The organism is Bradyrhizobium sp. OK095 (genome assembly GCF_900109945.1).
Lineage (GTDB): Bacteria > Pseudomonadota > Alphaproteobacteria > Rhizobiales > Xanthobacteraceae > Bradyrhizobium.
The window spans coordinates 264,989-291,044 of record NZ_FOBX01000004.1; the positions used below are offsets into that span (position 1 = coordinate 264,989).

26 protein-coding genes are annotated in these 26,056 nt (G+C 64.4%); 16 read left to right on the top strand and 10 right to left on the bottom strand.

The features are described 5' to 3' along the window. Positions 1–5 precede the first annotated feature (5 nt). The 5 genes from BMW89_RS13275 to BMW89_RS13295 all read left to right on the top strand — a co-directional run bounded on the left by BMW89_RS13275 (position 6) and on the right by BMW89_RS13295 (position 3,303). Positions 6–638 (top strand): cytochrome c oxidase assembly protein, encoded by a 633-nt coding sequence (locus tag BMW89_RS13275; RefSeq protein WP_092026934.1) that lies wholly within the window; start codon positions 6–8, stop codon positions 636–638. A gap of 77 nt (positions 639–715) precedes the next feature. Continuing rightward, complete coding sequence (locus tag BMW89_RS13280) at positions 716–1,573, top strand: cytochrome c oxidase subunit 3 (RefSeq protein ID WP_092026936.1); 858 nt, start codon at positions 716–718, stop codon at positions 1,571–1,573. A gap of 96 nt (positions 1,574–1,669) precedes the next feature. Next, entirely contained in the window at positions 1,670–2,071 is a 402-nt protein-coding gene (locus BMW89_RS13285) for a DUF983 domain-containing protein (protein WP_092026937.1), read from the top strand. Further along, positions 2,068–2,820 (top strand): SURF1 family protein, encoded by a 753-nt coding sequence (locus BMW89_RS13290; protein ID WP_092026938.1) that lies wholly within the window; start codon positions 2,068–2,070, stop codon positions 2,818–2,820. Before BMW89_RS13285 ends, BMW89_RS13290 begins: the two co-directional genes overlap by 4 nt. 117 nt (positions 2,821–2,937) lie before the next feature. Continuing rightward, positions 2,938–3,303: a Cif family virulence factor gene (locus BMW89_RS13295; protein WP_092027318.1), complete on the top strand. Its 366-nt coding sequence runs from the start codon at positions 2,938–2,940 to the stop codon at positions 3,301–3,303. Positions 3,304–3,305: 2 nt separating this feature from the next. Here the strand turns inward: BMW89_RS13295 and BMW89_RS13300 are convergent, their stop codons facing one another. Beyond that, a complete protein-coding gene (locus BMW89_RS13300) occupies positions 3,306–4,637 on the bottom strand; it encodes a histidine kinase (RefSeq protein WP_092026939.1) in 1,332 nt (443 codons plus the stop codon). Positions 4,638–4,723: 86 nt separating this feature from the next. Between BMW89_RS13300 and BMW89_RS13305 the strand changes: the two genes are divergently transcribed. The 5 genes from BMW89_RS13305 to BMW89_RS13325 all read left to right on the top strand — a co-directional run bounded on the left by BMW89_RS13305 (position 4,724) and on the right by BMW89_RS13325 (position 10,062). Beyond that, entirely contained in the window at positions 4,724–5,368 is a 645-nt protein-coding gene (locus tag BMW89_RS13305) for a response regulator transcription factor (protein WP_092026940.1), read from the top strand. 560 nt (positions 5,369–5,928) lie between these two features. Further along, positions 5,929–7,347 carry a threonine synthase gene (thrC, locus tag BMW89_RS13310; protein ID WP_177196027.1) on the top strand — a complete coding sequence of 473 codons (1,419 nt, stop codon included), beginning with the start codon at positions 5,929–5,931 and terminating at the stop codon, positions 7,345–7,347. Next, the gene (locus BMW89_RS13315) at positions 7,344–8,633 is read left to right on the top strand and encodes a M16 family metallopeptidase (RefSeq protein ID WP_092026942.1); all 1,290 of its coding nucleotides are present in this window, start codon (positions 7,344–7,346) and stop codon (positions 8,631–8,633) included. The genes thrC and BMW89_RS13315 overlap by 4 nt, the downstream gene beginning before the upstream one ends. A gap of 39 nt (positions 8,634–8,672) precedes the next feature. Continuing rightward, positions 8,673–9,260 (top strand): GNAT family N-acetyltransferase, encoded by a 588-nt coding sequence (locus tag BMW89_RS13320; protein WP_092026943.1) that lies wholly within the window; start codon positions 8,673–8,675, stop codon positions 9,258–9,260. Between the two features lie 205 nt (positions 9,261–9,465). Next, entirely contained in the window at positions 9,466–10,062 is a 597-nt protein-coding gene (locus BMW89_RS13325) for a hypothetical protein (protein ID WP_502686391.1), read from the top strand. A 194-nt stretch (positions 10,063–10,256) separates the two neighbouring features. On the opposite strand, the gene BMW89_RS13330 is transcribed toward BMW89_RS13325, so the two are convergent. The 5 genes from BMW89_RS13330 to BMW89_RS13350 form a co-directional block, all read right to left on the bottom strand. Then, positions 10,257–10,742: a F0F1 ATP synthase subunit B family protein gene (locus BMW89_RS13330; RefSeq protein WP_092026945.1), complete on the bottom strand. Its 486-nt coding sequence runs from the start codon at positions 10,740–10,742 to the stop codon at positions 10,257–10,259. Positions 10,743–10,747: 5 nt separating this feature from the next. Beyond that, positions 10,748–11,311: a F0F1 ATP synthase subunit B family protein gene (locus tag BMW89_RS13335; protein ID WP_092026946.1), complete on the bottom strand. Its 564-nt coding sequence runs from the start codon at positions 11,309–11,311 to the stop codon at positions 10,748–10,750. Between the two features lie 62 nt (positions 11,312–11,373). Continuing rightward, complete coding sequence (locus BMW89_RS13340) at positions 11,374–11,604, bottom strand: F0F1 ATP synthase subunit C (RefSeq protein ID WP_007599451.1); 231 nt, start codon at positions 11,602–11,604, stop codon at positions 11,374–11,376. A 53-nt stretch (positions 11,605–11,657) separates the two neighbouring features. Beyond that, positions 11,658–12,407: a F0F1 ATP synthase subunit A gene (locus BMW89_RS13345; RefSeq protein ID WP_092026948.1), complete on the bottom strand. Its 750-nt coding sequence runs from the start codon at positions 12,405–12,407 to the stop codon at positions 11,658–11,660. Between the two features lie 112 nt (positions 12,408–12,519). After that, positions 12,520–12,894 carry an AtpZ/AtpI family protein gene (locus BMW89_RS13350; RefSeq protein WP_092026951.1) on the bottom strand — a complete coding sequence of 125 codons (375 nt, stop codon included), beginning with the start codon at positions 12,892–12,894 and terminating at the stop codon, positions 12,520–12,522. A 75-nt stretch (positions 12,895–12,969) separates the two neighbouring features. On the opposite strand from BMW89_RS13350, the gene BMW89_RS37880 reads away from it, so the two are divergent. The 3 genes from BMW89_RS37880 to BMW89_RS13360 are packed head-to-tail and all read left to right on the top strand — an operon-like array spanning position 12,970 to position 14,272. Then, a complete protein-coding gene (locus BMW89_RS37880) occupies positions 12,970–13,212 on the top strand; it encodes a hypothetical protein (protein ID WP_177196028.1) in 243 nt (80 codons plus the stop codon). A 41-nt stretch (positions 13,213–13,253) separates the two neighbouring features. After that, a complete protein-coding gene (locus BMW89_RS13355) occupies positions 13,254–13,790 on the top strand; it encodes a hypothetical protein (protein WP_092027320.1) in 537 nt (178 codons plus the stop codon). 8 nt (positions 13,791–13,798) lie between these two features. Continuing rightward, on the top strand, positions 13,799–14,272 hold the full coding sequence (locus BMW89_RS13360; RefSeq protein WP_092026954.1) for a secondary thiamine-phosphate synthase enzyme YjbQ: 474 nt from the start codon (positions 13,799–13,801) through the stop codon (positions 14,270–14,272). 64 nt (positions 14,273–14,336) lie between these two features. Here the strand turns inward: BMW89_RS13360 and BMW89_RS13365 are convergent, their stop codons facing one another. Further along, positions 14,337–15,962 (bottom strand): MFS transporter, encoded by a 1,626-nt coding sequence (locus BMW89_RS13365; RefSeq protein WP_177196029.1) that lies wholly within the window; start codon positions 15,960–15,962, stop codon positions 14,337–14,339. Positions 15,963–16,304: 342 nt separating this feature from the next. Here BMW89_RS13365 and BMW89_RS13370 point away from each other — a divergent pair, with 342 nt between their 5' ends. Continuing rightward, positions 16,305–16,973 carry a response regulator gene (locus BMW89_RS13370; protein WP_092026960.1) on the top strand — a complete coding sequence of 223 codons (669 nt, stop codon included), beginning with the start codon at positions 16,305–16,307 and terminating at the stop codon, positions 16,971–16,973. 3 nt (positions 16,974–16,976) lie between these two features. On the opposite strand, the gene BMW89_RS13375 is transcribed toward BMW89_RS13370, so the two are convergent. Together BMW89_RS13375 and BMW89_RS13380 are read right to left on the bottom strand one after the other, a co-directional pair. Then, positions 16,977–18,410: an AMP-binding protein gene (locus BMW89_RS13375; protein ID WP_092026961.1), complete on the bottom strand. Its 1,434-nt coding sequence runs from the start codon at positions 18,408–18,410 to the stop codon at positions 16,977–16,979. A gap of 52 nt (positions 18,411–18,462) precedes the next feature. After that, on the bottom strand, positions 18,463–19,305 hold the full coding sequence (locus BMW89_RS13380) for an outer membrane protein (RefSeq protein ID WP_177196031.1): 843 nt from the start codon (positions 19,303–19,305) through the stop codon (positions 18,463–18,465). Positions 19,306–20,641: 1,336 nt separating this feature from the next. On the opposite strand from BMW89_RS13380, the gene BMW89_RS13390 reads away from it, so the two are divergent. Both BMW89_RS13390 and BMW89_RS13395 read left to right on the top strand, forming a co-directional pair. Next, positions 20,642–21,670, top strand: a complete 1,029-nt coding sequence (locus tag BMW89_RS13390; RefSeq protein ID WP_092027322.1) for an alpha/beta fold hydrolase — start codon at positions 20,642–20,644, stop codon at positions 21,668–21,670. A gap of 69 nt (positions 21,671–21,739) precedes the next feature. After that, positions 21,740–22,303: a cytochrome P460 family protein gene (locus tag BMW89_RS13395; protein ID WP_092026965.1), complete on the top strand. Its 564-nt coding sequence runs from the start codon at positions 21,740–21,742 to the stop codon at positions 22,301–22,303. 14 nt (positions 22,304–22,317) lie between these two features. On the opposite strand, the gene BMW89_RS13400 is transcribed toward BMW89_RS13395, so the two are convergent. Further along, positions 22,318–25,827: a PAS domain-containing hybrid sensor histidine kinase/response regulator gene (locus BMW89_RS13400; RefSeq protein ID WP_092026967.1), complete on the bottom strand. Its 3,510-nt coding sequence runs from the start codon at positions 25,825–25,827 to the stop codon at positions 22,318–22,320. Between the last annotated feature and the right edge of the window lie 229 nt (positions 25,828–26,056).

A 26,056-nucleotide genomic window follows, 5' to 3' on the forward strand; every position in this document is an offset into this window, starting at 1 on the left:
GGAAGATGGATCGAGAGCCCACCATATCGCGGGATCAGAGCCGTAAGGCCAGCAAAGGTATCGGCCGCGATGTGCTGGTCGCCTCGATCTGCGGCGGCGTGGTCGCGCTGATGGTCGGCGCCTCCTACGCGGCGGTGCCGTTCTACAACTGGTTCTGCCGCGCCACCGGCTTCAACGGCACGACCCAGGTCGCGACCTCCGCGCCCACCACAGGGCCGATCGCCCGGAAGATTGCGGTTCGCTTCGATTCCAATGTCGCGCCCGGCCTGCCCTGGAAGTTCGAGCCGGAGCAGAACGAGATCGAGGTCAATATCGGCCAGGTCGTCACCGTCTTCTACACGGTGACCAACCAGGCCGCGCGCACCACCGCAGGTCAGGCCGCCTACAACGTCGCGCCGCTGACGGTCGGGTCGTACTTCCAGAAGATCAACTGCTTCTGCTTCACCGAGCAGACCATGGCGCCCGGAGAGAAGCGCGAGATGCCGGTCGTGTTCTATGTCGATCCGTCGATTGCCGCCGATCACGAGAACGACGGGCTGAACACGATCACGCTGTCCTATACGTTCTATCCCGTGAAGGATCCGGTGGTGAAGCCGCTGGCATCGGGCAACGACGACAAACGCAAGGGAAATCTCTGATCGCGGGCTCACGCCCGAGGGGTTGGACACAAGGGGATAAGTGCCGGACAGGCACGGGTTGAGGAGAGAGACCGCAAATGGCAACGGCGCACACCAAGCATCACGACTACCACCTGGTCGATCCGTCTCCCTGGCCGGTGGTCGGCTCCGTCTCGGCCTTTGTCATGGCGGTCGGCGCGGTCACCTGGATGCACCACATGTTCTCGGCCGCGCCGATCATCTTCGGTGCCGGCACCATCGGTGTGCTCTACACCATGGCGAGCTGGTGGGGGGATGTGATCAAGGAAGCCCAGTACAAGGGCGACCACACCCGCGTCGTGCAGATCAGCCACCGCTACGGCATGATCCTGTTCATCGCCTCCGAGGTGATGTTCTTCGTTGCCTGGTTCTGGGCCTATTTCAACGCCGCGCTGTTCCCGGCCGATCCCGTTCATGCGACCCGCGAAGTCCTGTTCGGCGGCGTGTGGCCGCCGAAGGGCATCGAGACCTTCGATCCCTGGCATCTGCCGCTGCTGAACACGCTGATCCTGCTCACGTCAGGCACCACGGTGACCTGGGCGCATCACGCCCTGCTCGAGGGCGACCGCAAGGGCCTCAAGTACGGACTGATCATCACCGTCGTGCTCGGCGCGCTCTTCACCTGCGTGCAGGCCTATGAGTATAGCCACGCGGCGTTCTCGTTCGCCGGCAATGTCTACGGCGGGACGTTCTTCATGGCGACCGGCTTCCACGGCTTCCATGTGCTGGTCGGCACCATCTTCCTGCTGGTCTGCCTGTTCCGCGCTTACGCCGGCCACTTCACGCCGACGCAGCACCTCGGCTTCGAGTTCGCCGCCTGGTACTGGCACTTCGTCGACGTGGTGTGGCTGTTCCTGTTCCTCTGCATTTATGTGTGGGGACACGGCGCCGAGGCCATGGCGCACGGCGCGCACTGAGCCGCGATTGATCGATCAGAAAGGGCGGCCGCAGTGCCGCCCTTTCGCTTTTCGGCCGCCGGAAGTTTTGGCGGAAACTGTGATAGAGTTCGCGACATGAACGACACCGCCGGCAAGTCCGAGCCCGAGACCACCGTCCTGCAAAGCGCGATGCGCGGGCTTGCCTGCAAATGTCCGCGCTGCGGCCAGGGCAAGCTCTATGCAGGCTTCCTGACGCTCGCGCCCAGCTGTAACCGCTGCGGCCTCGACTATGCCTTCATCGACACTGGCGACGGTCCGGCGATTTTCATCATCATGCTGGCTGGCGCGATCGTGGTCGGCTGCGCGCTCGTCGTCGAGGTCAAATACCAGCCGCCGTACTGGCTGCACGCGGCGCTCTGGCTGCCGTTGATCCTCGCCACCACGCTGCTGCCGCTGCGCGCGATGAAGTCGCTGCTGATCGCGCTGCAATTCCATCACAAGGCGGCGCCGGGCCGGCTGGTCGACCGCGCGAAATGAACGAGACGGCACGCAAGCCTCGCGTGGCCGGCTTCGCGCTGTTCACGCTGTTCCTCACCGCCGTCTGCGTCGCGCTCGGCCTCTGGCAGTTGCAGCGCCGCGTCGCCAAGCATGAACTGATCGCAGCGTTGACCGAGCGACTCGCGACGGCGCCCGTTCCGTTACCGCCGCCCGCGCAATGGAACACACTGACGCCGGAACGGGACGAATTCCGCCGCGTCGCCTTTACGGCGACCTACGAGTCCCGTCTGGACGCGATGGTCTACAGTTCCGGATCCGCGGTCCGCCCCGACGTTTCCGGTCCGGGTACTTGGGCTTTCCTTCCAGCGCGGCTGCCTGGCGGCGATACGGTCGCGGTCAACGCGGGCTTCGTGCCGAACACCCAGCAGGACCGCGCCCTGCAGGATCGGGCAGTCGCGCGACTCATCACCAACAAGCCGGCGATGTTGACCGGCTACATCCGTTTCCCCGAAGCGGCCAGCGTGCTGATGCCTGACGCAGAGCACGACAAGCGGCTGTGGTTCACCCGCGATCATGTCGCCATGTCCCAGGCGCTCGGTTGGGGTGCCGTCGCGCCGTTCTACATCGACCTGGAGCAGCCGGTGCCCGAGAACAGCATCCCGCGTCCGGGCCCGCTCGACGTGCATCTGAAGGACGATCATCTGCAATACGCCATCACGTGGTTCATGCTCGCGGGTGCTGTGCTGATCGCATTCGGCGTGTGGGTAAGAGGGCGGAGACCGGGTTGAATTGTCCGTAGGTTCCCGGAGGGAACCCGGTATCGCCCGGGGTTTATTATTCAGCGCATATTCACGAGGGTGATCCTAAGCCGCACGCAAATTTTCGCGGCAGTCAGGATGTTGGCGTTGAGCGATTTTGATCAGATGGGAATTGTCGTCGATTGGGTGGACGCCTGCCGCAAGGGCGACCTCGCGACGCTGCTCGATCTCTATGAGGACGACGCCCAGGTCGAATGCACCTGCAACGGTACGCGGTACTATCGCGGACGGCGCGAGCTCGAAACCTATTGGGGACCGCGGCTCAGCGCCTACTCGTCGGCGGGCTTCGGCCTGGAAGAGATCAATCCCGTGCCGCATGGCATCGATCTCGAATATTCCGTCGCGGGCTCGCTGCGTATCCACGCCTCGTTCCGCTTCAGTGCGGAAGGCAAGATCTACAGCACGCTGTGCGAGCCTGCGCGGCAGACCGGACACGGCGGCGGTGCGTGCTAGCTTCACGGCTCGTCTCGCATCGTTGCCACCGGCAAACGGCAACGCACGTAGGTTCGGTCATCCGCGCGCAACAATGACAGCGATCCGCTGAGCGCGCGCGCGCGCTCGTGCATCCCGGTCAGGCCGCGGCCGAAGACATTATCGGCGGGAAAGCCGCCGCCGTCGTCGGAGATTTCGAGCGTGAGCGCTTCGTCGGCGATGGTGGCCTGGACATGGGCACTGCGCGCCCCGGCATGGCGCAGCACATTGGTCAGCGCCTCCTGGATCACGCGATAGACGGTCTGGGCCAGCGGCCCGTCGATCCCGTTGAGATCGGGATCGACATTGGCCGTCAGGCCGATATGCGGCGCCTGCCTGCGAAAGTTCTGGAGCAGCGTCTGCACGCTGGTCTCCAGTCCCAATTCCTCGATGTAGAGCGGCCGCAGCCGGTCGAGGATGCGGCGGTTGGTCTGCTGGAGCGCCTCGACCGATCGCATCACCTCCTGCGCCGAATTGTCGAGATATCCCACTGGCGTCGAGGCTTCGCTCAACGCGATCGTGCCGGCGCGGATGCTGAACAGCAGCGGGCCGAGCTCGTCGTGCAGCTCGCGGGCGAGATCGCGCCGCTCGTCGTCCTGAAGCGAGACCAGGCGGTGCAACAGGTCGCGATTGTCTTGGCTTAATTGCGCGAGCGTCGCGGCCAGCGCATTGGCTTCCTCGCAGCTTTGCCGGATTTCCGGCGGTCCTCCGACCGGGATCGGCATGGTGTAGTCGCCGCGCCGCATCCGTGTCAGCCCGTCGCCGAGATGGCGCAGCGGGCGCACGGCCGATCCCGCGAAGGCATAGGCAATGGCGCCGGTGATCGCCATCAGCACGACGACGAGGCCAGCCAGCGCGAGGAAGCCAATCCATTTCTCGAACAGGTCGGCCGACATGTCCGGCATGAACACGATGTCGCCGACGCGCTTGCCGTCGATGAGGACAGGAGATGCCGCGTCCATGTCCGGGATGGCGATCAGGTCCACGAACCATTGCGGCACGCCATGCACGCCGCGCAGGCCGTCCTTCAAGATGGGCGCAGGACCCGCTTCCACTGAACGGAATTGGATATCAGAGGAGTTGCCCAAAGAATGGACAAATGCGTCGAGCATCTTCCGCGGATTGTCCGACGCGCTCAGGGTGCTGTTGAGCGCGATGGCGACGGTCCGGGTCGAGCGTCGCCCCGGCTCATTCTCGTCGGCCAGCTGGCCGGTCGCAAAGGTCTGGAGCAGCACGCCGCCCATGGCCAGCGCGGCGAGAAAGCTCAGTCCGAGCGGAAGAAACAATTGTGTCCTGAAGGAGAGCCGTTGCCACATTAGGTCAATTCTAACGCGCATTGGCGGGATTTTCTCTTTCCATTTGTTCCCGCCGGTCTATGAGTCGCAAAACAAGAGAGCGCGCGATGCAAGATACCGCCAAGCCGGCGACCAGGGTTTTGATCGTCGACGACCATCCCGTAGTGCTGTCAGGTTGCCGCACCCTTTTCGCATCCGACCATTCGATCCGCATTGACGAGGCGACGGACGCCAAATCCGGGCATCGCGCTTATATCAACAAGCGGCCCGACGTCACCGTGATCGACATCAGTCTGCCCGATGTTTCCGGCTTCGAGCTGATGCGGCGGATCCGCAAGGACGATCCCGACGCCAAGATCATCATGTTCAGCATGAACGACGATCCGGCCTTCGTGGTGCGGGCGGTCGAGCTGGGGGCGCAGGGATATGTCTCCAAGGGCGACGACCCCAGGATCCTGCTGAAAGCGGTGCGCAAGGTGGTCGCGGGCGACAATTACATCTCGCCGCAGCTCGCGGAGGCCGTGACCTTCTCCGGCGCCGCGATCAAGGCCAATCCAGCCTCGCAGATGACGCCGCGGGAGCTCGAAATTCTCCGCCTGCTCGGCCGCGGCGACAAGATCGTCGAGGTCGCCGAAGCGCTCGGCATCTCCTACAAGACCGTCGCCAACACCACGTCCCTGCTCAAGCAGAAGCTGGGGGCGAAGAACCACTCCGACCTGATCCGGATTGCGGTGGAAATCGGCATGAATTGACGCCCCGGGCACTGGCGGCCTGAGCACCGAACCGGCTGCTCCAGGATGCAAGCCGGTTCGGTGGGGGCGGAGTGGTCTCGGCGTGCAGCCGGGCAATGCATGGACACCGCCGATACCATCCGCCGACACAATCGGCCGAGGCGGCAAACGTTCCTGGGGCGGCTTAAGGTTTCGGGAAAAAGTAGCATCGCAGGTGGGGTAGCCGCCACGATGCGCTCACGGAAGCTGAAGCGCATCGGGAAAAACAGGAACATCTTGCCGGCCTCGTCGTTTTCGCCCTTGACGATTTCGTGACAGGCGACGAAAGCTTGGGTCGACAGTTTTAGCGGGCGGCGCCCCGGACGAGCCAAACTGGTCTGCGCACAACGACAGACCTTCCAAGAGAAGGGCTGCGGCATCGCCGCAGCCCTTTTTCATTGGAGAGGTCCGGCTGCGAAGCGGTTTCCCGATGCCGCAAAACACTTTATGGTGGCGGAAAGCCTCTGGCTGTTGACAAGTAGTTTCATAAAATCAAAGGCTTATGGGTCGAGCTTCGGCGCGGCCGGCCTTTGGAGGGCAGTTTGACTCGTTATATCTCGACCCGGGGCGAAGCCCCCGAACTCGGCTTCTGCGACGTGATGCTGACCGGGCTCGCCCGTGACGGTGGCCTGTATGTGCCGGCGACATGGCCGCAGCTTTCGGCCGAGACCATCGCCGGCTTCTTCGGCCGCCCCTATTGGGAGGTTGCGGTCGACGTGATCCGTCCCTTCGTCGGCGGCGAGATCTCGGATGCCGAGCTCGGCCGCATGGCCAACGAGGCCTATGGCACCTTCCGCCATCCGGCCGTGGTGCCGCTACGCCAGATGTCGCCGCACCAGTTCGTGCTGGAGCTGTTCCACGGTCCGACGCTCGCCTTCAAGGACGTGGCGATGCAGTTGATCTCGCGGCTGATGGATCATGTGCTGGCCAAGCGCGGCCAGCGCACCACCATCGTGGTCGCGACGTCAGGCGATACCGGCGGCGCCGCGGTCGATGCCTTTGCAGGCCTCGAGAACGTCGACCTCATCGTGCTGTTCCCGCACGGCCGTATCTCCGAGGTGCAGCGGCGCATGATGACGACGACGGGCGCGGCCAACGTCCATGCGCTCGCCATCGAAGGCAATTTCGACGACTGCCAGGCGCTCGTGAAGGGCATGTTCAACAACCATCGCTTCCGCGATGCGACCTCGCTCTCCGGCGTCAATTCCATCAACTGGGCACGCATCGTCGCCCAAGTTGTCTACTACTTCACCTCTGCCGTTGCCGTCGGTGCGCCGGCGCGCGCGGTGGACTTCGTGGTGCCGACCGGCAATTTCGGCGATATCTTTGCGGGCTATGTCGCCAAGCGCATGGGGTTGCCGGTGCGGACGCTGCGCATCGCCGCCAACGTCAACGACATCCTCGCTCGCACGCTCAAGACCGGCATCTACGAGGTCCGCGAAGTGCATGCCACTGCTTCGCCGTCCATGGACATCCAGATCTCCTCGAATTTCGAGCGGTTGATGTTTGAAGCAGGCCGGCGCGATGCCGCCAGCGTGCGCCGTCTGATGGAGCAGCTCAAGCAGTCCGGGCGCTTCGTGCTGCCTGACACGACGCTGGCCGCGATCCGCGAGGAGTTCGACGCCGGCCGTGCTGACGAGACCGAGACCGCGGCTGCGATCCGCGCCGCCTGGCGCGAGGCGGGCGAACTGGTCGATCCCCATACCGCGGTCGCACTTGCTGTCGCTGACCGCGACACCACGGATACGAAGGTTCCCAGCATCGTGCTCTCCACAGCTCATCCGGCCAAATTCCCTGATGCGGTTGACGCGGCCTGCGGCCAGCGGCCGCAACTGCCGGCCTGGCTCGATGGCCTGATGACCAAATCCGAACACATGAAGGTGATGAAGAACGATCAGGTCGAGATCGAGCGGTTCGTGCTGTCGGTCAGCCGCGCTGCAAAACAAGGAGTTGCCGGATGAGCGTCGAGATTTCCAAGCTTGCCTCCGGCCTGACCGTCGTCACCGACAAGATGCCCCATCTCGAGACTGCATCGCTCGGCGTCTGGGCCGGCGTCGGCGGGCGTGACGAGAAGCCGAACGAGCACGGCATCTCCCATCTGCTCGAACACATGGCGTTCAAGGGCACGACCAAGCGCACCTCGCGCGAGATCGTCGAGGAGATCGAGGCGGTCGGCGGCGACCTCAATGCCGGCACCTCGACCGAGACGACCTCTTACTACGCGCGGGTGCTGAAGGCCGATGTGCCGCTGGCGCTCGACGTGCTCGCCGACATCCTCGCCAATCCCGCTTTCGAGCCCGACGAGCTCGAGCGCGAGAAGAACGTCATCGTTCAGGAGATCGGTGCTGCGCAGGACACGCCCGACGACGTCGTGTTCGAGCATCTCAACGAGCTCTGCTATCCCGACCAGCCGATGGGCCGCTCGCTGCTCGGCACCGCCAAGACCTTGCGCGCCTTCAACCGCGATTCGCTGCGCGACTATCTCTCGACGCATTATCGCGGCCCCGACATGGTGGTGGCGGCGGCGGGCGCGGTCGATCACGAGCAGGTGGTCGCCGAGGTCGAGAAGCGCTTTGCGAGCTTTGAGGGGACGCCGGGTCCGAAGCCACAGGCGGCCATGTTCGGCAAGGGCGGCGCCAAGGTAGTGCATCGCGAGCTCGAGCAGGCGCATCTGACGCTGGCGCTGGAAGGCGTGCCGCAGAGCGACCTGTCGCTGTTCTCGCTCCAGGTCTTCACCAACATCCTCGGCGGCGGGATGTCGTCGCGGCTGTTCCAGGAGGTGCGCGAGAAACGCGGCCTCTGTTACTCGATCTACAGCTTCCACGCGCCCTATACCGACACCGGCTTCTTTGGCCTCTACACCGGCACCGATCCGGCCGACGCGCCGGAGATGATGGAGGTCGTGGTCGACATCATGAATGAATCGGTGGAGACCCTGACCGAGGTCGAGATCGCGCGCGCCAAGGCGCAGATGAAGGCGGGCCTCCTGATGGCCCTGGAGAGCTGCTCGTCCCGCGCCGAACAACTCGCCCGGCACGTGCTGGCCTATGGCCGGCCGCAGACGGTCGAGGAGCTGGTGGCCCGGATCGACGCCGTCAGCGTCGAATCGACCCGGGATGCGGCGCGTGCACTGCTTTCGCGCAGCCGCCCTGCGGTTGTCGCATTAGGCAGTGGCAGGGGTCTGGACACGGCGGTGTCTTTTGCGGAAGGATTGACGCGGGCACGTGCCAAGGCGCGGCTGCATTAGGAGCCGCGCACGGGCTGATCTGCCCCGGGAAGCATCACCATGGCCCTTTTTCGACTGCCATCCAGTGGACCCGCCGCCCTCGCACCGCGCGGCAACGGGCTCCTGCTACGTGCGCCGCAGATGTCGGACTTCTTGCAGTGGGCGCATCTGCGAGAAAACAGCCGCGACTACCTCACGCCCTGGGAGCCGATCTGGCCGTCGGACGATCTCACCCGGTCCGGCTTCCGCCGCCGCCTGCGGCGCTATTCCGAGGACATCTCCGCGGACCGCTCCTATCCCTTCCTGGTCTTCCGCGAACTCGATGGCGCCATGGTCGGCGGCATCACGCTCGCCAATGTCCGCCGCGGCATCGTCCAGGCCGGCACCATCGGCTATTGGGTCGGCAAGCCCCATGCCCAGCGCGGCTACATGACGGCGGCGCTCCGGGTGCTGCTGCCGACGCTGTTCGGCGAGCTCAATCTGCACCGGGTCGAGGCCGCCTGCATTCCCACCAATGCGCCGTCGATCCGGGTGCTGGAGAAGTGCGGCTTCTCCCGCGAGGGGCTGGCGCGCCGCTATCTCTGCATTAACGGGGTCTGGCAGGACCATTTGCTGTTCGGCCTGCTGCACGAGGATTTCCGCGGCTGAGCCCGTTCATTCATGTGGCCAAAGTCTCGTCGCGCTGCCTTGCTTGCTGCCTTCTTGCTTGCTGCCTTGGGTTCGCCGATTTTGACGATATAACGCGCATACGCCGGCCGGCGATCGGCCGGACAATTGTCATGGAGTACGGGCGTTGAGAGTGCAGGAGCTTCGGTCAGCGCGGAATGCGTTGTGGCGTGGGACGGGGATCGCGCTGGCGGTGTCACTTGCGCTTGCCTCCGTCTCGCCGGTGGCGGCCCAGTCGCTAACCGACCGCTTCAAGGGCCTGTTCGGCGGCAAGTCCGACGAACCGGCCCAGCCCAAGCCGCCGCCGGCGCCCGGGCAGCCGGCCGAGGACGACCTCGATTGCCCGCAGGTCACGGTGCGCGCGGGGGCCTCGACCTACGCGGTTGGCGCCACCGGCAAGCCGGCCGTCGGCAATGAGATCCGCTTCCAGGCCTCGATCACCAAGATGGCGCGTGAATGCGCCCGCAGCGCCGAGGGCATCACGGCCCGGATCGGCATCCAGGGCCGCGTCATCGCTGGTCCCGCCGGTGCGCCCGCGACCGTCGAGGTGCCCTTGCGTATCGCCGTGGTGCACGGCGGCGTCGGTGAGAAGGTGATCGCCTCGAAGGCCTACCGGACCACGGTCGAAATGACCGACGGCGGCAGCGTGCCCTTCACCTTCGTCGCCGAGGATCTGTCCTATCCGGTGCCCTCGGCCAAGGATGCCGATTCCTACGTCTTCTATGTCGGCTTCGACCCGCAGGCGCTTGCGCCGGAGCCGAAGGCGAAGGGAAAGAAGAAGTAAGGTCTCGTGCCCCGGACGCGGCGCAGCGCGTAGCGGTGCGACGCAGAGCCGGGGCCCAGAAATTGTGAGCGGCTTGGGTCCCGGCTCTGCGGAGCAGCGTTGCGCGCTGCACCGCGTCCGGGACACGGGAAGACCAACAAACAAAAAAGCCGGCGCTCATCGCGCCGGCTTTTTGATTGGTGAGGTCAAATCCCTCAGTTCAGCTTCTGCCGGACTTCGGTGATGCCCTTGGCGAGCAGATCGTCGGCGACCTGACCCTTGACCGAATGCGACAGGATCGTGGAGGCGGCCTGAACGGCGGCTTCCGCGGCTGCGGCGCGAACATCGGCCACCGCCTGGGCCTCGGCGAGCGCAATCTTGCTCTCCGCGGTCTTGGTGCGACGTGCCACGAAGTCTTCCATCTTGGCCTTGGCTTCGGTCGCGATGCGCTCGGCTTCGGACTTGGCGTTGGCGATGATGTCGGCAGCCTCGCGCTCGGCCGTGGCGCTGCGTGCCTTGTAGTCGGCAAGCACCTTGGCCGCTTCCTGCTTGAGGCGCGTCGCGTCGTCGAGCTCGGCCTTGATGCGGTCGGCGCGATGGTCGAGCGCAACCATCGCCTTCTTGAAGACCCCGAGATAGCCGAACACGACCATCAGGATCACGAAGGCGATGGCGACCCAAGTTTCAGGATCAAAGAACATATCGACTAACCCTTCAAGGACGCATCAACGGCGGCACTGACCGATGCTGCATCCGGAACGACGCCCGTGAGTTGCTGCACGATCTGGCCAGCCGCATCGGCCGCGATGCCGCGGACGTTGCTCATGGCGGTCGCGCGCGTCGCGGCGATGGTCTTCTCCGCCCCGGCGAGCTTGGCCGCCAGCTGCTCTTCCAGAATCTTGCGCTCGGCGTCCGCCTGCGCGTTCGCCTTGTCGCGGGATTCGTTGCCGATCGCCTGCGCCCGCGAGCGTGCCGAAGCGAGCTCGCCTTCGTAGGCCTTCAGCGCCGCGTCGGACTGGTCCCTCAGCGTCTGCGCCTCAGTGAGGTCGCCCTCGATCTTGTTCTGACGCGCCTCGATCGCACCGCCGACCTTCGGCAGAGCGAGCTTGGACACGATCACATAAAGCACGACGAAGAAGATCGCGAGCGACACCAGCTGCGAAGCATAGGTGCTGCTCTCGAACGGCGGAAAACCGCCACCGTGACCGCCTTCGGCCTCGGTGTGGGCGCCCGCCGCCGGACCTTTCGCCCCGCCATGACTCTCAGCCATGGAGTTCTCCTGTTGCTGTCATGCGCGCCGCTTCGGTCGAAGCGGCGCGAAACACGTCGTCCTCAGAGCGGAACGAACAGCAGCAGCAGCGCGATCAGCAGCGAGAAAATGCCGAGCGCTTCGGTCACGGCGAAGCCGAAAATCAGGTTGCCGAACTGGCCCTGAGCAGCCGACGGGTTGCGAACGGCTGCGGCGAGGTAGTTGCCGAAGATCACGCCCACGCCGACGCCCGCGCCGCCCATGCCGATGCATGCGATGCCCGCGCCGATAAGTTTTGCTGCTGCCGGATCCATTTTAGACTCCTTGGAAGAAAGATTGGGTTTTGGGTGGAAATTCCCCGGACCGCTTAGTGTCCCGGATGAATGGCGTCGTTGAGGTAGATGCAGGTCAGGATCGCGAACACATAGGCCTGCAGGAACGCGACCAGAATCTCGAGAGCGTACAGCGCGACCGTGAGCGCCAGCGGCAGCACGCCGCCGACCCAGCCCAGTGCGCCGAGCGAGAAGCCGAGCATGGCAACGAAACCCGCGAACACCTTCAGCGCGATGTGGCCGGCCAGCATGTTGGCGAACAGACGGACGCTGTGGGAGACCGGCCGCAGGAAGAACGACAGGATCTCGATGAACATCACCAGCGGCAGGATGTAGACGGGGACGCCGTGGGGCACGAAGATCGAGAAGAATTTCAGGCCGTTCTTGGCAACGCCGTAGATCAGGACGGTGAAGAAGACCAGGAGCGCAAGCGCTGCGGTCACGATCAGATGGCTCGAGATCGTGAAGGTATAGGGGATGATGCCGACCAGGTTCGAGACGCAGATGAACATGAACAGCGAGAAGATCAGCGGGAAGAACTTCATGCCTTCCGAGCCGGCCGTCGAACGGATGGTCGAGGCGACGAACTCGTAGGAGATCTCGGCGACCGACTGGAGGCGCCCGGGAACCAGCTGCGTGCCGCTGGCAAGCATCAGGAGCGAGATGATCGCCACCGCGACCAGCATGTAGAGCGATGAATTGGTGAAGGCGATCGTGTGATTGCCGATTTGGCCGATCGTGAAGAGAGGCTCGATGTTGAACTGGTGGATCGGGTCGATTTTCATCAGCGCGGCATCTCTTGGTCTGCCGGGCTATGCCGGCGGGTCTCGGTCTGCCGGCCGGGCCGGCCCGTACCGGCAAAGGCCGGTACGATCATTCCTCTCCTGGGCGGATCGCTTAAGAACCACCGCGCCTGTTTTGACCCGCACCTGCCGTTCTCACCACATTCACAACGCCGGCCACGAAGCCCAGCAGCAGGAACACGATAAATCCGAAAGGCGACGTCGACAGCAAGCGGTCGAAACCCCAGCCAATCCCCGCTCCGACAACGACACCGGCGACCAACTCGGAGGATAACCGGAAACCAAGCGCCATCGCCGAAGCTCTGGCCGCTCTGTCTTCACCGTCACCTGCGGGTTGCTCGGTCTTGATGTGGCGGCCGCGAAATTCGGACAACCGCTGATCAAGATTTCCGAGCCGTTCGGAAAGCGCAGCTTCCTCGGGCGGTCTATCGCGATCTCCATTCTCGCCGTGTCCCGTGCCTTTTGTCATGCAACGAAGACCCGAAACGCCGCGGCTGAATGGAAATTACGCCCGCCACCCTCAAAAGCCGCGCGGACCATACTGATGGCCTATAATCAAGTCAAGCCAAGTCACGATTGCATCTCTTTCTATTATGTATCTGATTTAATTGACGATATTGGCGCGTGCGGCAACGCCGCGCACAGCGTGACGCCGCACCGCAGCAGCTGTCCTCATGATCGGCGGATGTGGCCGCCATTTCGCCCTGCTGACGGGATCAAAGGGATCGCCGCGATCGTTGATATCGGCTGCGCGTTTTGGGCGGCAGATCGCCCCGCCGGGGTGTAGAATTGAAGAGAAGCCGCAGAAGCGCCATGGCGGAGAGCGCGATGAGACCAGCGAAATCATCCACAGCATCATGGCTTGCGGCAGCGGCATTCGCTGCGGTGATGGCCGTCGGTGGTGGCCTCGTCGCCGCGCAATCCGCGCCTGACAGCGAAAACGGCCGCTACAGCATGACGCCCATCCCCGAGGGCGTGCTGCGGCTCGACACCCGCACCGGCACGGTATCGACCTGCAGCCGGAACGGCGCCGGCTGGGCCTGCTATGCGGTGCCCGACGAACGCACCGCGCTCGACGCCGAGATCGGTCGGCTCCAGGCTGAAGTCGAGAAGCTGAAGGGACAGCTCGCGGCAGGGCCGACGGTGTCGGGCAAGATCGACGACGCGCTGCCGAAATCCGATCCGCTCAAGAAGGCGGAGCCGCAAGCACGAGAACCAAAGGTCGCCGAGGGCGACCGCAAGATCGAGATCCCGCTGCCGAGCGACCAGGACATGGACCGCGTGATGTCGTTCCTGGAAAAGGCCTGGCGCCGGCTGATCGACATGGCCAATCGCGTGCAGAAGGACGTGTCGGGGAAGATTTGAGAGTTTGAATGAGATCTGAGAAGCACCTGACGCGTTCGGCGCCGTCGACCATACAGGCTGCGTCCATCAGTACCGCTCTATTGACGGTGTCGACGGCCGGCCGAGGCTTCACAGATCTCACTGCTGAAGCCGCGAAGTTCATCAATGAGGCCCAGGCGCGCGAGGGCGCGCTGACGCTGTTCATCCGCCACACCTCGGCCTCGCTGACGATCCAGGAGAACGCTGATCCGTCCGTGCTCGTCGATCTCACCACGGCGCTGTCGCGGCTGGCGCCAGAGAATGCCGGCTGGACCCACGACACTGAAGGGCCGGATGACATGCCGGCCCACGTCAAGACGATGCTGACGCAGACCTCGCTTCAGGTCCCGGTCCTGAACGGCAAGCTCGCGCTCGGCACCTGGCAGGCGATCTATCTGGTCGAGCACCGTGCTCGTCCGCATCGCCGCGAGATCGTGCTGCAGTTCATCGGCAGCAATCAGTAGCCGGCAAAACAAAACCGGCCGCGGAGACCGCGGCCGGTTCGTGTTGGTCGATCGCTGCTTGCGATCAGGTCGCCTTGATGTCGACGTCCTTGGTCTCGGGCAGGAAGAAGAAGCCGACCACGACGGTAATCGACGCGAAGATGATCGGGTACCAGAGGCCGGCATAGATGTCGCCGGTCGAGGCCACGATGGCGAAGGCGGTCGCCGGCAGCAGGCCGCCGAACCAGCCGTTGCCGATGTGGTAGGGCAGCGACATCGACGTGTAGCGGATGCGGGTCGGGAACAGTTCGACCAGCATCGCGGCGATCGGGCCGTAGACCATGGTGACGAAGATCACCAGGACGAACAGCAGGCCGATGACCGCGGCCACCTGCGGACGGAAGATATCGAACGGATTCGACATCTTCACGATGCCGGCGTCACCCGCCTTGGGATAGCCGGCCGCCTGCACCGCGGCGAGAACCGCCGGGTTGCTGTCCTTGGCGTTCGCGTAGGCCACGTCCTTGCCGTTGACGACGACCTTCACGCCGGACCCTGCCGCGCCGTTGCTCGTCGTGTACTTGACCGACGACTGCGACAGGAAGGCACGCGCGGTGTCGCAAGCCGAGGTGAAGACGCGGGTGCCGACCGGGTTGAACAGGTCGCCGCAGCCTGCGGGATCCGCCACCACATCGACCTTGGTCTGCTCGATCGCCTTCTCCAGCGCCGGGTTGGCGTTGCTGGTGATCATCTTGAAGATCGGGAAGAAGGTCAGCGCCGCGATCAGGCAGCCGCCGAGGATGATCGGCTTGCGGCCGATCTTGTCGGACAGGATCCCGAACACGATGAAGAAGCCGGTACCGAGCAGCAGCGACCAGGCGATCAGCAGGTTGGCGGTATAGCCGTCGACCTTCAGGATCGATTGCAGGAAGAACAGCGCGTAGAACTGGCCGGTGTACCAGACCACGCCCTGGCCCATCGTGCCGCCGAGGAGGGCGAGCAGGACGAGCTTGCCATTGGCCCAGTTGCCGAAGGATTCCGTCAACGGTGCCTTCGAGCTCTTTCCCTCGTCCTTCATCTTCTGGAAGATCGGCGATTCATTGAGGCGCAGTCGGATCCAGACCGAGACGCCGAGCAGCAGCACCGACACCAGGAAGGGAATCCGCCAGCCCCATGCCGCGAAATCGGCTTCGCCGGTCGCGGTGCGGGTGAACAGGATCACCAGCAGCGACAGGAACAGGCCCATCGTCGCGGTGGTCTGAATGAAGGAGGTGTAGTAGCCGCGCTTGCCGTTCGGCGCATGCTCGGCGACGTAGGTCGCCGCACCGCCATACTCACCGCCGAGCGCGAGGCCCTGGGCGAGACGCAGCGCGATCAGGATCACGGGCGCCGCAAAGCCGATCGTCGCCGCATTCGGCAGCAGGCCGACGATGAAGGTCGAAAGACCCATGATCAGGATGGTAACGAGGAAGGTATATTTGCGGCCGACGATGTCGCCGATGCGGCCGAACACGATCGCGCCGAACGGGCGCACCAGGAAGCCGGCTGCGAAGGCGAGCAGCGCGAAGATGTCGCGCGTTCCCGGCGGATAGGCCGAGAAGAACTGTGCACCGATGATGCCGGCGAGCGAACCGTAGAGGTAAAAATCGTACCATTCGAAGACGGTACCGAGCGAGGAGGCGAGAATGACGAAACGTTCGTCCTTCGTCATCCCTCCTGCGCCTGCTTGAGACACAGCCATTGTCGACATGTTGAGTTCGCTCCCCGAATATCGTTTCCTCGCGTCCCGGATGTCCGGAGCGTCCGGATCAACCTGGGTCTTGCCCGCAAGGTAACATCGGCGTGAAACCGGCCCCAATACGACTTTCGGCCTTGCGCACTGACACGCGCCTGACGGCCGGTATCAGGCGCCGGTGCTGAGCCGCGAAGGTTGCGGATTAACCCCTTTCCCGCAAAGGGATAATGTGTACTTGCATGCCACGGCCGCTCAGGGAAGAATTGACCTGCCGCGGCGCCGACTCGCCGGCCGGTATCGAACGACAGCAAGAGAACGATGAACGCTCCTTCGACCCATCTCGTCATTGCCGATGATCATCCCCTGTTCCGCGATGCGCTGCGGCAGGCGGTGGCGGGCGTCCTGACTTCGGCGAGGATCGACGAGGCCGGCTCGTTCGAGGATCTGACCAAGCTGCTGGAACAGACCTCCGACGTCGATCTGGTCCTGCTCGACCTCTCGATGCCGGGGATCTCAGGCTTTTCCGGCCTGATCTATCTGCGCGCGCAATATCCGGCGATCCCGGTGGTGATCGTCTCGGCCTCCGACGACGGCGCCACGATCCGCCGCTCGCTCGATTTCGGTGCCTCCGGTTTCATTCCGAAACGATTCGGCGTCGAGACCTTGCGCGACGCCATCCTCAAGGTGATGGAGGGCGACGTCTGGGTTCCCGCCGACACCGACCTCTCGGCCGCCGCCGACCCCGACATGACCAAGCTGCGCGATCGCCTGGTGACGCTGACGCCGCAGCAGGTGCGGGTGCTGATGATGCTGTCGGAAGGGCTGCTCAACAAGCAGATCGCCTATGAACTCGGTGTCTCCGAGGCAACCATCAAGGCGCATGTCTCGGCCATCCTGCAAAAGCTCGGCGTCGAGAGCCGGACGCAAGCCGTGATCGCCGCGGCGAAGATCGCCGGCGGCCAGTGGAGGGGCACCCCGACGGGGTGAGCGTCAAGCGTTGCGCGTTGCATGTATCAGCGCTTGCAATTCAGGCCGTTGTATCTTGCCGGCATATCCTCGCGGAATGGCGGCGACGGCGAACAGGCGGACCGCACCCGCGATGCCGCGCCGGCGCAGGATCTGCTGAAGCTTTTGAGGATCGGCGTCCTCGCAGTCGACCGTCGCGATCCAGATTTCGACTTCCCGGTTCGGCTCGCCAGCGTCGACGACCAGCGCCGCGGCGTCCACGGCGTCCCATTCAAGCCGCACGAGGTGTTCGATCTCGTAAACCGGCGATACCTCGCGCGAGACGGCGGAGGTAAAGTCGGCTGGTCTGGTGTCGGCAAGGCGGCCGACCACAAAGACCTCGCCGCCGGCGGAGATCCAGCCAACGTCGCCGTGATCGGTCCAGGGGTCCTCGCCACGATCCGGATTGGCCTTCACGCGGGCTCTGACGAAACCCATTTCGTCGGCAGCACAGGGCGTTCCATCCTCCCGGAACGCGGCCATTTCGAAGCCGGGGAATACAAAGCCGATCAGTCCCGGGCGCTCGAGGACCTTGCTGGCCGGCGCCTCGGCGAGCACTCCGAGTTCGGACGTGCCGTAGCGACACGCGATATTCTTGCACAGATGCACCGCCGCGCCTTCCAGCAGCGCGCGGGTGGGAATGCCACCGGCCACCACCGTCGTGCGCAGGCAGCCGAGTTGAGCGCCCGTCTTTCGCGCCACGCGAACCAGCGCCACGAGCTGCTCTGTCGCGGCGTACAGCATGTCGATGCCGAACAGCTCGATCATGCGAATTGCCTGGTACGGTGACTCGGCGAAGCAGAGTGTCTTGCGGCTGGCAAGAACGCCGCAGGCGATCCTGAAGCCGAACACCGAGCTCAGGCCCGGCATGCACAGAACCAGTCCGCATTTCGAGAAGCCCACGGTCGAACAGATCGAGCGGCCGAGCGCTCCGACGCTGTGATCGAGCACCTTGGGCGCGCCTGTCGATCCCGAGGTCAGGCTGTGACGGCAGATCCGTCGCTCGCCCGCAAAGGCCGGAGGCAGTGCGTGCGCAGGCACGGCCGACATTGCAGCGTACCAATCGTCGGTGACTTCAATGAACCCATCGTTCGGGCTGAAGACCGTTGCCGCTGCGGCATCGCCCAGCACGGCGGCGAGGGTGAGTCCTATTTTGCCCTTGTGTTCGGGCTCGATCGAAATCGCGCGAACGCCGATGCGGAACAGCGCGAGGCTCACCGTCATGTGGCGGACAGGATTGTCGATGCAGACCGCCACCAGGCCTTCGGGATTGAGCGCCCGCGCCGCGATCCTGTACGCGCAGGAGGTAATCGCGTCACCCAGCATCCCGTAGGTGATGACGCGGTCCTCCATCAAGATGGCGGAGGCTTCCGGCTGCGCACGCGTCGCGTAGAGGATGTGGTCGAACCAGTCGTGCATCGTCACGGCGTCCGATTGAATCAGGCCTGTTCGTAACCTGATCGTGCGATGGCTAGAATTTGCGATTGACCCCGAGGCGCGCGATGTTGGCGGTCAGGTCGGTTCTGGTGCTGAGGCCTTGGCTGTAGCCTAAGCCCATCCCATCCCGAATCGTTCCGCTGGAAAAGACGCTGCCGAAGTTGAGGTACAGATACTCCGCCTTCACCGTCCAGTTGTTGGCGAAGGCATATTCCGCGCCGATGCCGACGGTATAGCCGGTCTTCACGGCAGATCCGCCGTAGCTACCCGCGACGGGAGTCAATAAGGTATTTCCGTCTACATAAGTCGTGTTGGTCGCAATCCGCGTGACGGCCAATCCGCCAGTGACATAGGTCAGGAGGTTCGGCAGCACGGTGACGCCGACCCGCCCCCTGAACGTGAAGAGCCAGTCAGTGCTGGCCGTGTTGGTAACCGTAAACGGGACGCCGGGCCAACTGTCGACCAGGACGCCGCTGCCCTGCCTGGACCCTTGCAACCGAAAAGCGCCGAAGTCGCTTTCCAGACCGACCACGACACTGCTGACTTGCCAATTGTAGCCAGCCTGCAATCCGCCCGTGAAGCCGCTGGCGTCGAACGAGCCGGTGCCCGTCGCGCCAACCAGCGCTCCGTCGCCGGGGAAGCCGGTGCTGCAGAGGTAGGAGAAGCTGCCAGGAGGGGTGAAGCCGGGGACGTTGCAGTCCACGGCCGTGCTGGAGCCAAACCGGCCCCAGGCGCCGCCCAAGTTGGCGCCGACGTAGAATCCGGCCCAAGTGTAGGGTACGGGCGCCGGAGGGGCCGCCAGAGCGGGACCCGCCACCACAACAGGCAACATCGCAACGCCGCCCATCAAGCGCTTGGTTCTAAATAATGTCTTCATCGGCTTCGTCCGGCTCCACACGCCTTGGTAAATCATAGCGGAACCCGCCGATTTGCAGTAGTTCCAAAGCCGGAACTGGAGGCAGGGGCATCGCGTTCTCCGCGATGCGTACCCTTGGAGCCACACTTTCTGGCCCAAATGCTGCTTATTCCGCCGCCACCATCTGCCGGGCGCGCCATTGTCCTGAGTCGGGTCGGCAACGACGCCACCTCGGCGTCCCACGCGCCTTCGGCAGTGTGCGCATTTCCTTGAGGATCTTCGGCGTGTCCGCGGTCGGGGTCCTCGCCAGATGCGTTGCGCGGGTAACGCCTTGGCCGTGGGCACCGTCTTCGAGAAGACGGGCCCGCCGCTCGTCCGGGCTGCGGGTCTGTTTCGCCGCCACGTCAATCCCCTTTCGCAAAAAAATTCTACTTTACCGAAATTCGGAAACGGCGTATGTATCGCCCATCCCGGCTCATCCTTGAGGGGCGATCATGTCGTCGTCACGATGCGCGAGCCGGGCATGCGGTGGACGCGGCAGCGTCGGCATGAGAGGTGCGGGCAGGGCGGGTAGTCCCTGTGAGCTCGCGGCCGCATGCGAACGAGCGGCGCTGTCAAATTCGTCTCGTCGGTATTTCGATGGCTACGTGCACGATGCTGTCGGACCCTGCGGCGAAATGGCGAATGCGCGTACGGCAAAACCGTGTGGTCCTGGCCGTCGTCGCTACGGTCGAGCCCCTTGCGGAGATGCGCGCGAGCCCAACCGGGCGGACGGCATCGTCAATTCGCGGGGCGAGGGAGGCCAGAAGGAAAGTTCGGCTCCCGGGAGAGCACGGCATAAGCCGTCCGACCACTGCGCAGGGAAGGCCGAGTGATCGGCGACACCTGTATGCTGCTGTGCGGTTCTTCCTGCGTGTGCTTTCGCGCAGCGGACCGCGGGTGCCAGTCGGCACCCGGCCTTCCCTGCGCCCTCTTGGATCTGAGGGTGGAGTGACCAGGTAAAGCTCGGGCGAAATGCGCCGCGAGAATGCGAAGGCGTGTCTGCAAGTTGAAATGTCCGTCGAGATTTAGAATGTCGCCCCTTGCTCTGTCATCGTGAGGCGATCGCGATGACGCGTTCTTGACGGCTTCCCTCGAGTGCCTCGCAACGGCGTGAACTGATGCGGGCTTCCAAGGCCTAAGCAGACCGGCTAGCAGTCACGCGGTTCCATGCCGGCCTCACAACTTCTCACAAGTCCAAACGAGCCTATCGCGGCAGGCGCTGATAGGGAGTTGCGTGGGGCGAGAAGCGGAAGCGGTCCGCGCCAGGGTCGATCTGATCCCGACGACTCGCACGATCATCAACAAGGCAAAAGAGATGAAGCAGATTATCGACCAGCATCGCCGCAAGTTCTTCGGCGTCGCCGCAGGAAGCGTTGCCGCCGGACTCGGCGTGATCGACCTCGCACGCGCCGAAACGGAAGCGCCGCGACCCGCCGCATCGAATGCGTCCTTCGGCACGATCAAGCAGATCGACGCCGGCGTTCTCAATGTCGGCTATGCCGAGGCGGGTCCGTCGAACGGCCCCGTGGCGATCCTGCTGCACGGCTGGCCTTACGACATCCACGCCTTTGTCGACGTCGCGCCGATTTTGGCCAAGGCCGGCTATCGCGTGATCATCCCTCATCTGCGCGGTTACGGCACCACGCAGTTCCTCTCCAGCGAGACGCCGCGCAACGGCGAGCCCGCGGCAATGGCCGTCGACATCATCGCGCTGATGGACAAGCTCGACATCAAGAAGGCGGTTGTCGCCGGCTTCGACTGGGGCGCGCGCACCGCCGACATCATCGCCGCGCTGTGGCCGGATCGCTGTCGCGCGCTGGTGTCGGTGAGCGGCTATCTGATCTCCAGCCAGGCCGCCGGCAACGCGCCGCTGCCGCCACAGGCTGAGCTGCAATGGTGGTACCAGTTCTATTTCGCGACCGAGCGTGGCCGTGCCGGGTACGAGAAGTATACGCACGATTTCGCAAAACTGATCTGGAAGCTCGCCTCGCCGCAGTGGAAGTTCGACGACGCCACGTTCAACCGGAGCGCGGCGGCACTGGACAACAAGGATCATGTCGCGATCACGATCCACAATTATCGCTGGCGGCTCGGGCTCGCCCAGGGCGAAGCGAAGTACGAGGAGATCGAAAAGAAGCTGGCGGCGGCTCCGGTGATCAGCGTTCCCACGATCACGATGGAAGGCGACGCCAACGGTGCGCCGCATCCCGACCCCAGCGCCTATGCCAAAAGGTTCTCCGGGCGGTACGACTTTCGCCTGATCACCGGCGGCATCGGCCACAATCTGCCGCAGGAAGCACCACAGGCCTTTGCCAAGGCCGTCATCGACGCCGACGGCGCGTGATTCATTCGAGGCCTCGGTCCAGCGCGGCTGGACCGAGGACGTGTTGCGATCCCGGCATGGAGGAACGTCATGACGTCTGTCGAACCTGAAAAGAAAAGGCGATCCCGTGCCGCGGCCATCACGCTGGCCGTGCTTCTTCTCGTCGTTCTCCTGACCTGCGTGCCCTATTTGGTCTCGATCGCTCTTGCCGAAGGGCCGGCGCAAGGCAACACGGCAGACGCCTCGCCGATCTTCGGTGTCACGATTCCTGCGGGCTACAAGCAGTGGGAGCTGATCGCACCGGCCGAAGAGGCGACGCCGCTTAACGAACTTCGCGCGGTTGTCGGCAACCGGACGGCAATGGACGCCTATCAGGCCGAAAAACTTCCGTTCCCCGACGGCACCATTCTGGTCAAGCGCGCCTGGAAGCGGAAACCCTCACCGGACTTCGCATCCGCGACGATTCCCGGCGCCGCCACAACGGTCCAGGTGATGGTCAAGGATTCCAAAAAATACGCCTCCACCGGCGGCTGGGGTTTTGGACGCTTCGTCGATGGCAAGCCGGTGGACGAGGCCCAGCACCGCACCTGCTTCGCCTGCCATGACGCCCACGCCAAGGGACACGATTACGTTTTCACGCGGCTTGCGCCTTGAGCCGTGCCAGCGTCTCATTCCGCCGCCACCATCTGCTGTGTGCGCCACTGGCCGAGCAAGGCGCGCAGCGAGGCCGGCTTCACCGGCTTGTTCAGCACTGCGATCTTCTCGTCACGCGCAGCGACCTGCACGGCGGGGCTGCGATCGGCGGTGATCAGAATCGCAGGGATCGCGTCGCCGAAACGGCGGCGGATGTCGCGAATGGCGGCGATGCCGTTGCCGCGGTCGAGGTGATAGTCCACCAAAAGTCCGGTGACGCGCTTGCCGGCCGCCTCGATCGCGGCGATCGCGCCTTCGGGATCGGCGACCGCGATGACCTCGGCGTCCCAGGCCTTTAGGAGCGTGCGCATGCCGTCGAGGATCGCCGCATCGTTCTCGATGCAGACGATCAGCGCGCCCGCAATCGGCGTGCGCGCCAGCGGTGTCGCGCTGGTGACGGCGGCGGTGAGGGTGATCGCCTTCGCCGTCGGCACCGTGACCGAGAAGACCGAGCCGCGGCTCGCATTGGCGTCGATGGCGATGCCGTGGTTGAGCACCCGCGCCAGACGCTCGACGATGGAGAGGCCGAGGCCGAGGCCGCGCGCGATGCGCGCGCCCTGCTCGAGCCGGTGAAACTCCTTGAAGATCTCGCCGCGCTTGGCCGGCGGGATGCCGACGCCGGTGTCGTAGACGCAGATCTTGAGCGAGGGGCCTTGGCGGCGGCAGCCGACCAGCACGCGGCCGCGCGGGGTGTATTTGATGGCGTTGGAGATCAAATTCTGTAGCAGGCGCCGCAGCAGCAGGCGATCGGACTCGACCGGCAGCGAGCAGGGCACGAAGGCGAGCTCGAGGCCTTTGGCGCGCGCGATCGGCGCGAACTCGATCTCCAGCGACCGCATCAGATCGGCCATCTTGAAGCTCGAGATCGAGGTCGCCATTGCGCCCGCATCGAGCCGGGAGATGTCGAGCAGCGCGCCGAGAATCTCCTCGATCGCCTGGAGCGATTCATCGATGTTCTCGACCAACCGCGTTTCTTCGCCGCTGTGCTGGCGCTCGACCAGGCTCGTGACATAGAGCCGGGCCGCGTTCAGCGGCTGGAGGATGTCGTGGCTGGCCGCCGCGAGGAAACGCGTCTTGGAGATGCTGGCGTCCTCCGCCGCGCTCTTGGCCAGCGCCAGCTCCGAGTTCAGCCGCGTCAATTCCTCGGTGCGGTCGCGCACGCGTTTTTCCAGCGACGCATTGGCGCGCTCCAGCGCTTCCGCGGCTTCGAAGCTGGGCGTGACGTCGGTGAAGGTGATGACGAAACCGCCGCCGGGCATCCGGTTGGTCAGAATCTCGATCACCATATGGCGTTCCGGCAGGCGTTCGAGATAGGGCTCGCTGTCGGTGGTGTAGGCGGCGAGCCGCCGTTCCAGCATCGCCTCGCGCTCGACCGGGTCGGCGGGGTTGCTGACGTCCATAAATTCCAGGATCTCGCGAAGCGGCGTACCGAACTGGACGAAATGCGGGGGCACGTTGAGGAGATCGCCGAACTGCCGGTTGGAGCAGATCAGCTGCAGGTCGGCGTCGAACACCGCGATGCCCTGGCGCACATGGTTGAGCGCGGTCTGGAGGATCTCGCGGTTGAAATGCAACGCCGCATGGGAATCGTCGAGCAGTTTTAGCGCGGCCTTGGCGGAGACCGTGCGCTTGCGCAGCAGCAGCGACATCACGAGGCGCGAGGAGGCCGCGCCGATCGAGGAGGCGATCAGGTGCTCGGCGTGCTGCAACAGCTCGAAATCAGCGGGCGCTGCCGGTTCGATCCGCACGTTGCGCCGGGCCGAGAAGGCCTCGAACGAATGCCGGGCACGGTCAGGTCCGAGATATTGCGCGACGGTGGTCTGGATGTCCTGCACCGTGACGGTGGTGCGCCAGCGGCGGAAGCTCGGAGAGCTCGGCGCCAGTGTGTTGGGTACGAACAGATCGGCTTGCACAAGCTCGATGGACGACGGCTGCCGCGCCAGCGACAGCAGCACATAGGTGAGGATGTTCAGCGACAGCGACCAGACCACGCCATGCATCAGCGGCGGCAAATCAGCGCCGAACAGCGCCTGTGGCCGCAGCGCTTCGATCCCGAACGGACCGTGCTGAAGCAGCAGGATGCCCGCCGTTGACGAATCCATGAAGCTCGGAATGAACAGCGTGTAGAGCCACACCGCGAAGCCGACCAGCATGCCGCCGATGGCGCCGCGCGCGGTGGCTCGCCGCCACAACAGCCCACCGAAGAAGGCCGGCGCGAGCTGGGCAATGGCGGCAAAGGAAAGCAGGCCGATTGCCGCAAGCTGGGTATTGCCGAGCGCGCGATAGTAGAAATAGGCCATCACCATGATGGCGAAGATCGCAAGCCGGCGCGAGCGCAACAGGAAGTCACTGAAATCGGCGCCGCCGGTGCGTCCCTCCGGCCGCCGTTGCAGCACCAAGGGCACCACGAGGTCGTTCGAGACCATGATCGAGAGCGCGACGCATTCGACGATCACCATCGCTGTCGCCGCCGACAGGCCGCCGACGAAGACGGCGACGCTGAGCAGATCCGCGCCGCCCTCCATCGGCAGCGCCAGCACATACATGTCGGGATCGGCGGCGCCGAACGGGAAGCTGACGAGGCCGGCGAGCGCGATCGGGATCACGAACACATTGATGGCGACGAGATAGAGCGGAAACAGCCAGCGCGCGCGGCCGACCTCGGCATCCGAGGAATTCTCCACCACGCTGACGTGGAACTGGCGCGGCAGCAGCATGATCGCGCACAGCGACAGCAGCGTCATGGTGAGGAAATTGCCGATCGACGGCGAATAGTTGATCGCGCGCACCGCCTCCGGCGTTTTCATCGCGCGCTCGATCAATTCATGCGGCGAGAACATCCAGAAGGTGACGAAGATACCGGCGGTGATGAAGGCGACCAGCTTGATGATCGATTCGGTCGCAACCGCCAACATCAGGCCGTGCTGATGCTCGGTGGCGTCGGTCTGCCTTGTGCCGAACAGCACCGCAAAAGCCGCCATCGCCAGCGTCACCATCAGCGCCATGTCGCCGATGATCGGGATGTGGGAGAATGCCTGGTCCTCGCTCAGGATGGTTGCGAGCGAGGAGGCGACCGCCTTGAGCTGGAGCGCGATGTAGGGCACCGAGCCGATGATCGCGATCAGCGCCACGGTGGCCGCCACCGCCTGGCTCTTGCCGTAGCGCGCGCCGATGAAGTCGGCGATCGAGGTGATGTTGTGGGCCTTGGCGAGCTGGATCACGCGGCGGAGCACACCGGCGCCGAGCCCGATCATCAGGATCGGGCCGACATAGATCGCGAGGAAGTCGGTCGAGGTGCGGGTCGCAAAGCCGACCGAGCCGAAGAAGGTCCAGGAGGTGCAGTAGATCGCCAGCGACAGCGGATAGATCAGCCCGGACGCGCGGCCGGCCTTGGCCTGCGAGCGGCGGTCGCCGTGGCTCGCCACCAGGAACAGGAAGCCGATATAGCCGAAGGCGGCGGCGATCACGCCCCAGTCGTGCAGCATTGCGAGCGCGCTTCTCCCGGGGCGCAGGGGCGTCCTGCGCCGGATCTCATTTTTCGGGAGTAAATTTAGCGCGTTAGACCGCTGTAAGCGACTGCCATTTTCCTATCCATCCCACGAACTGGCATCGTCGTTAAACCACCCGGCAGGCTGCCCATGTTGTGTCTGTAGCGTGATCTTGCGGCCACTGACGATACTGGATATATTACTGGATATAGATGCGGGGGCCGGT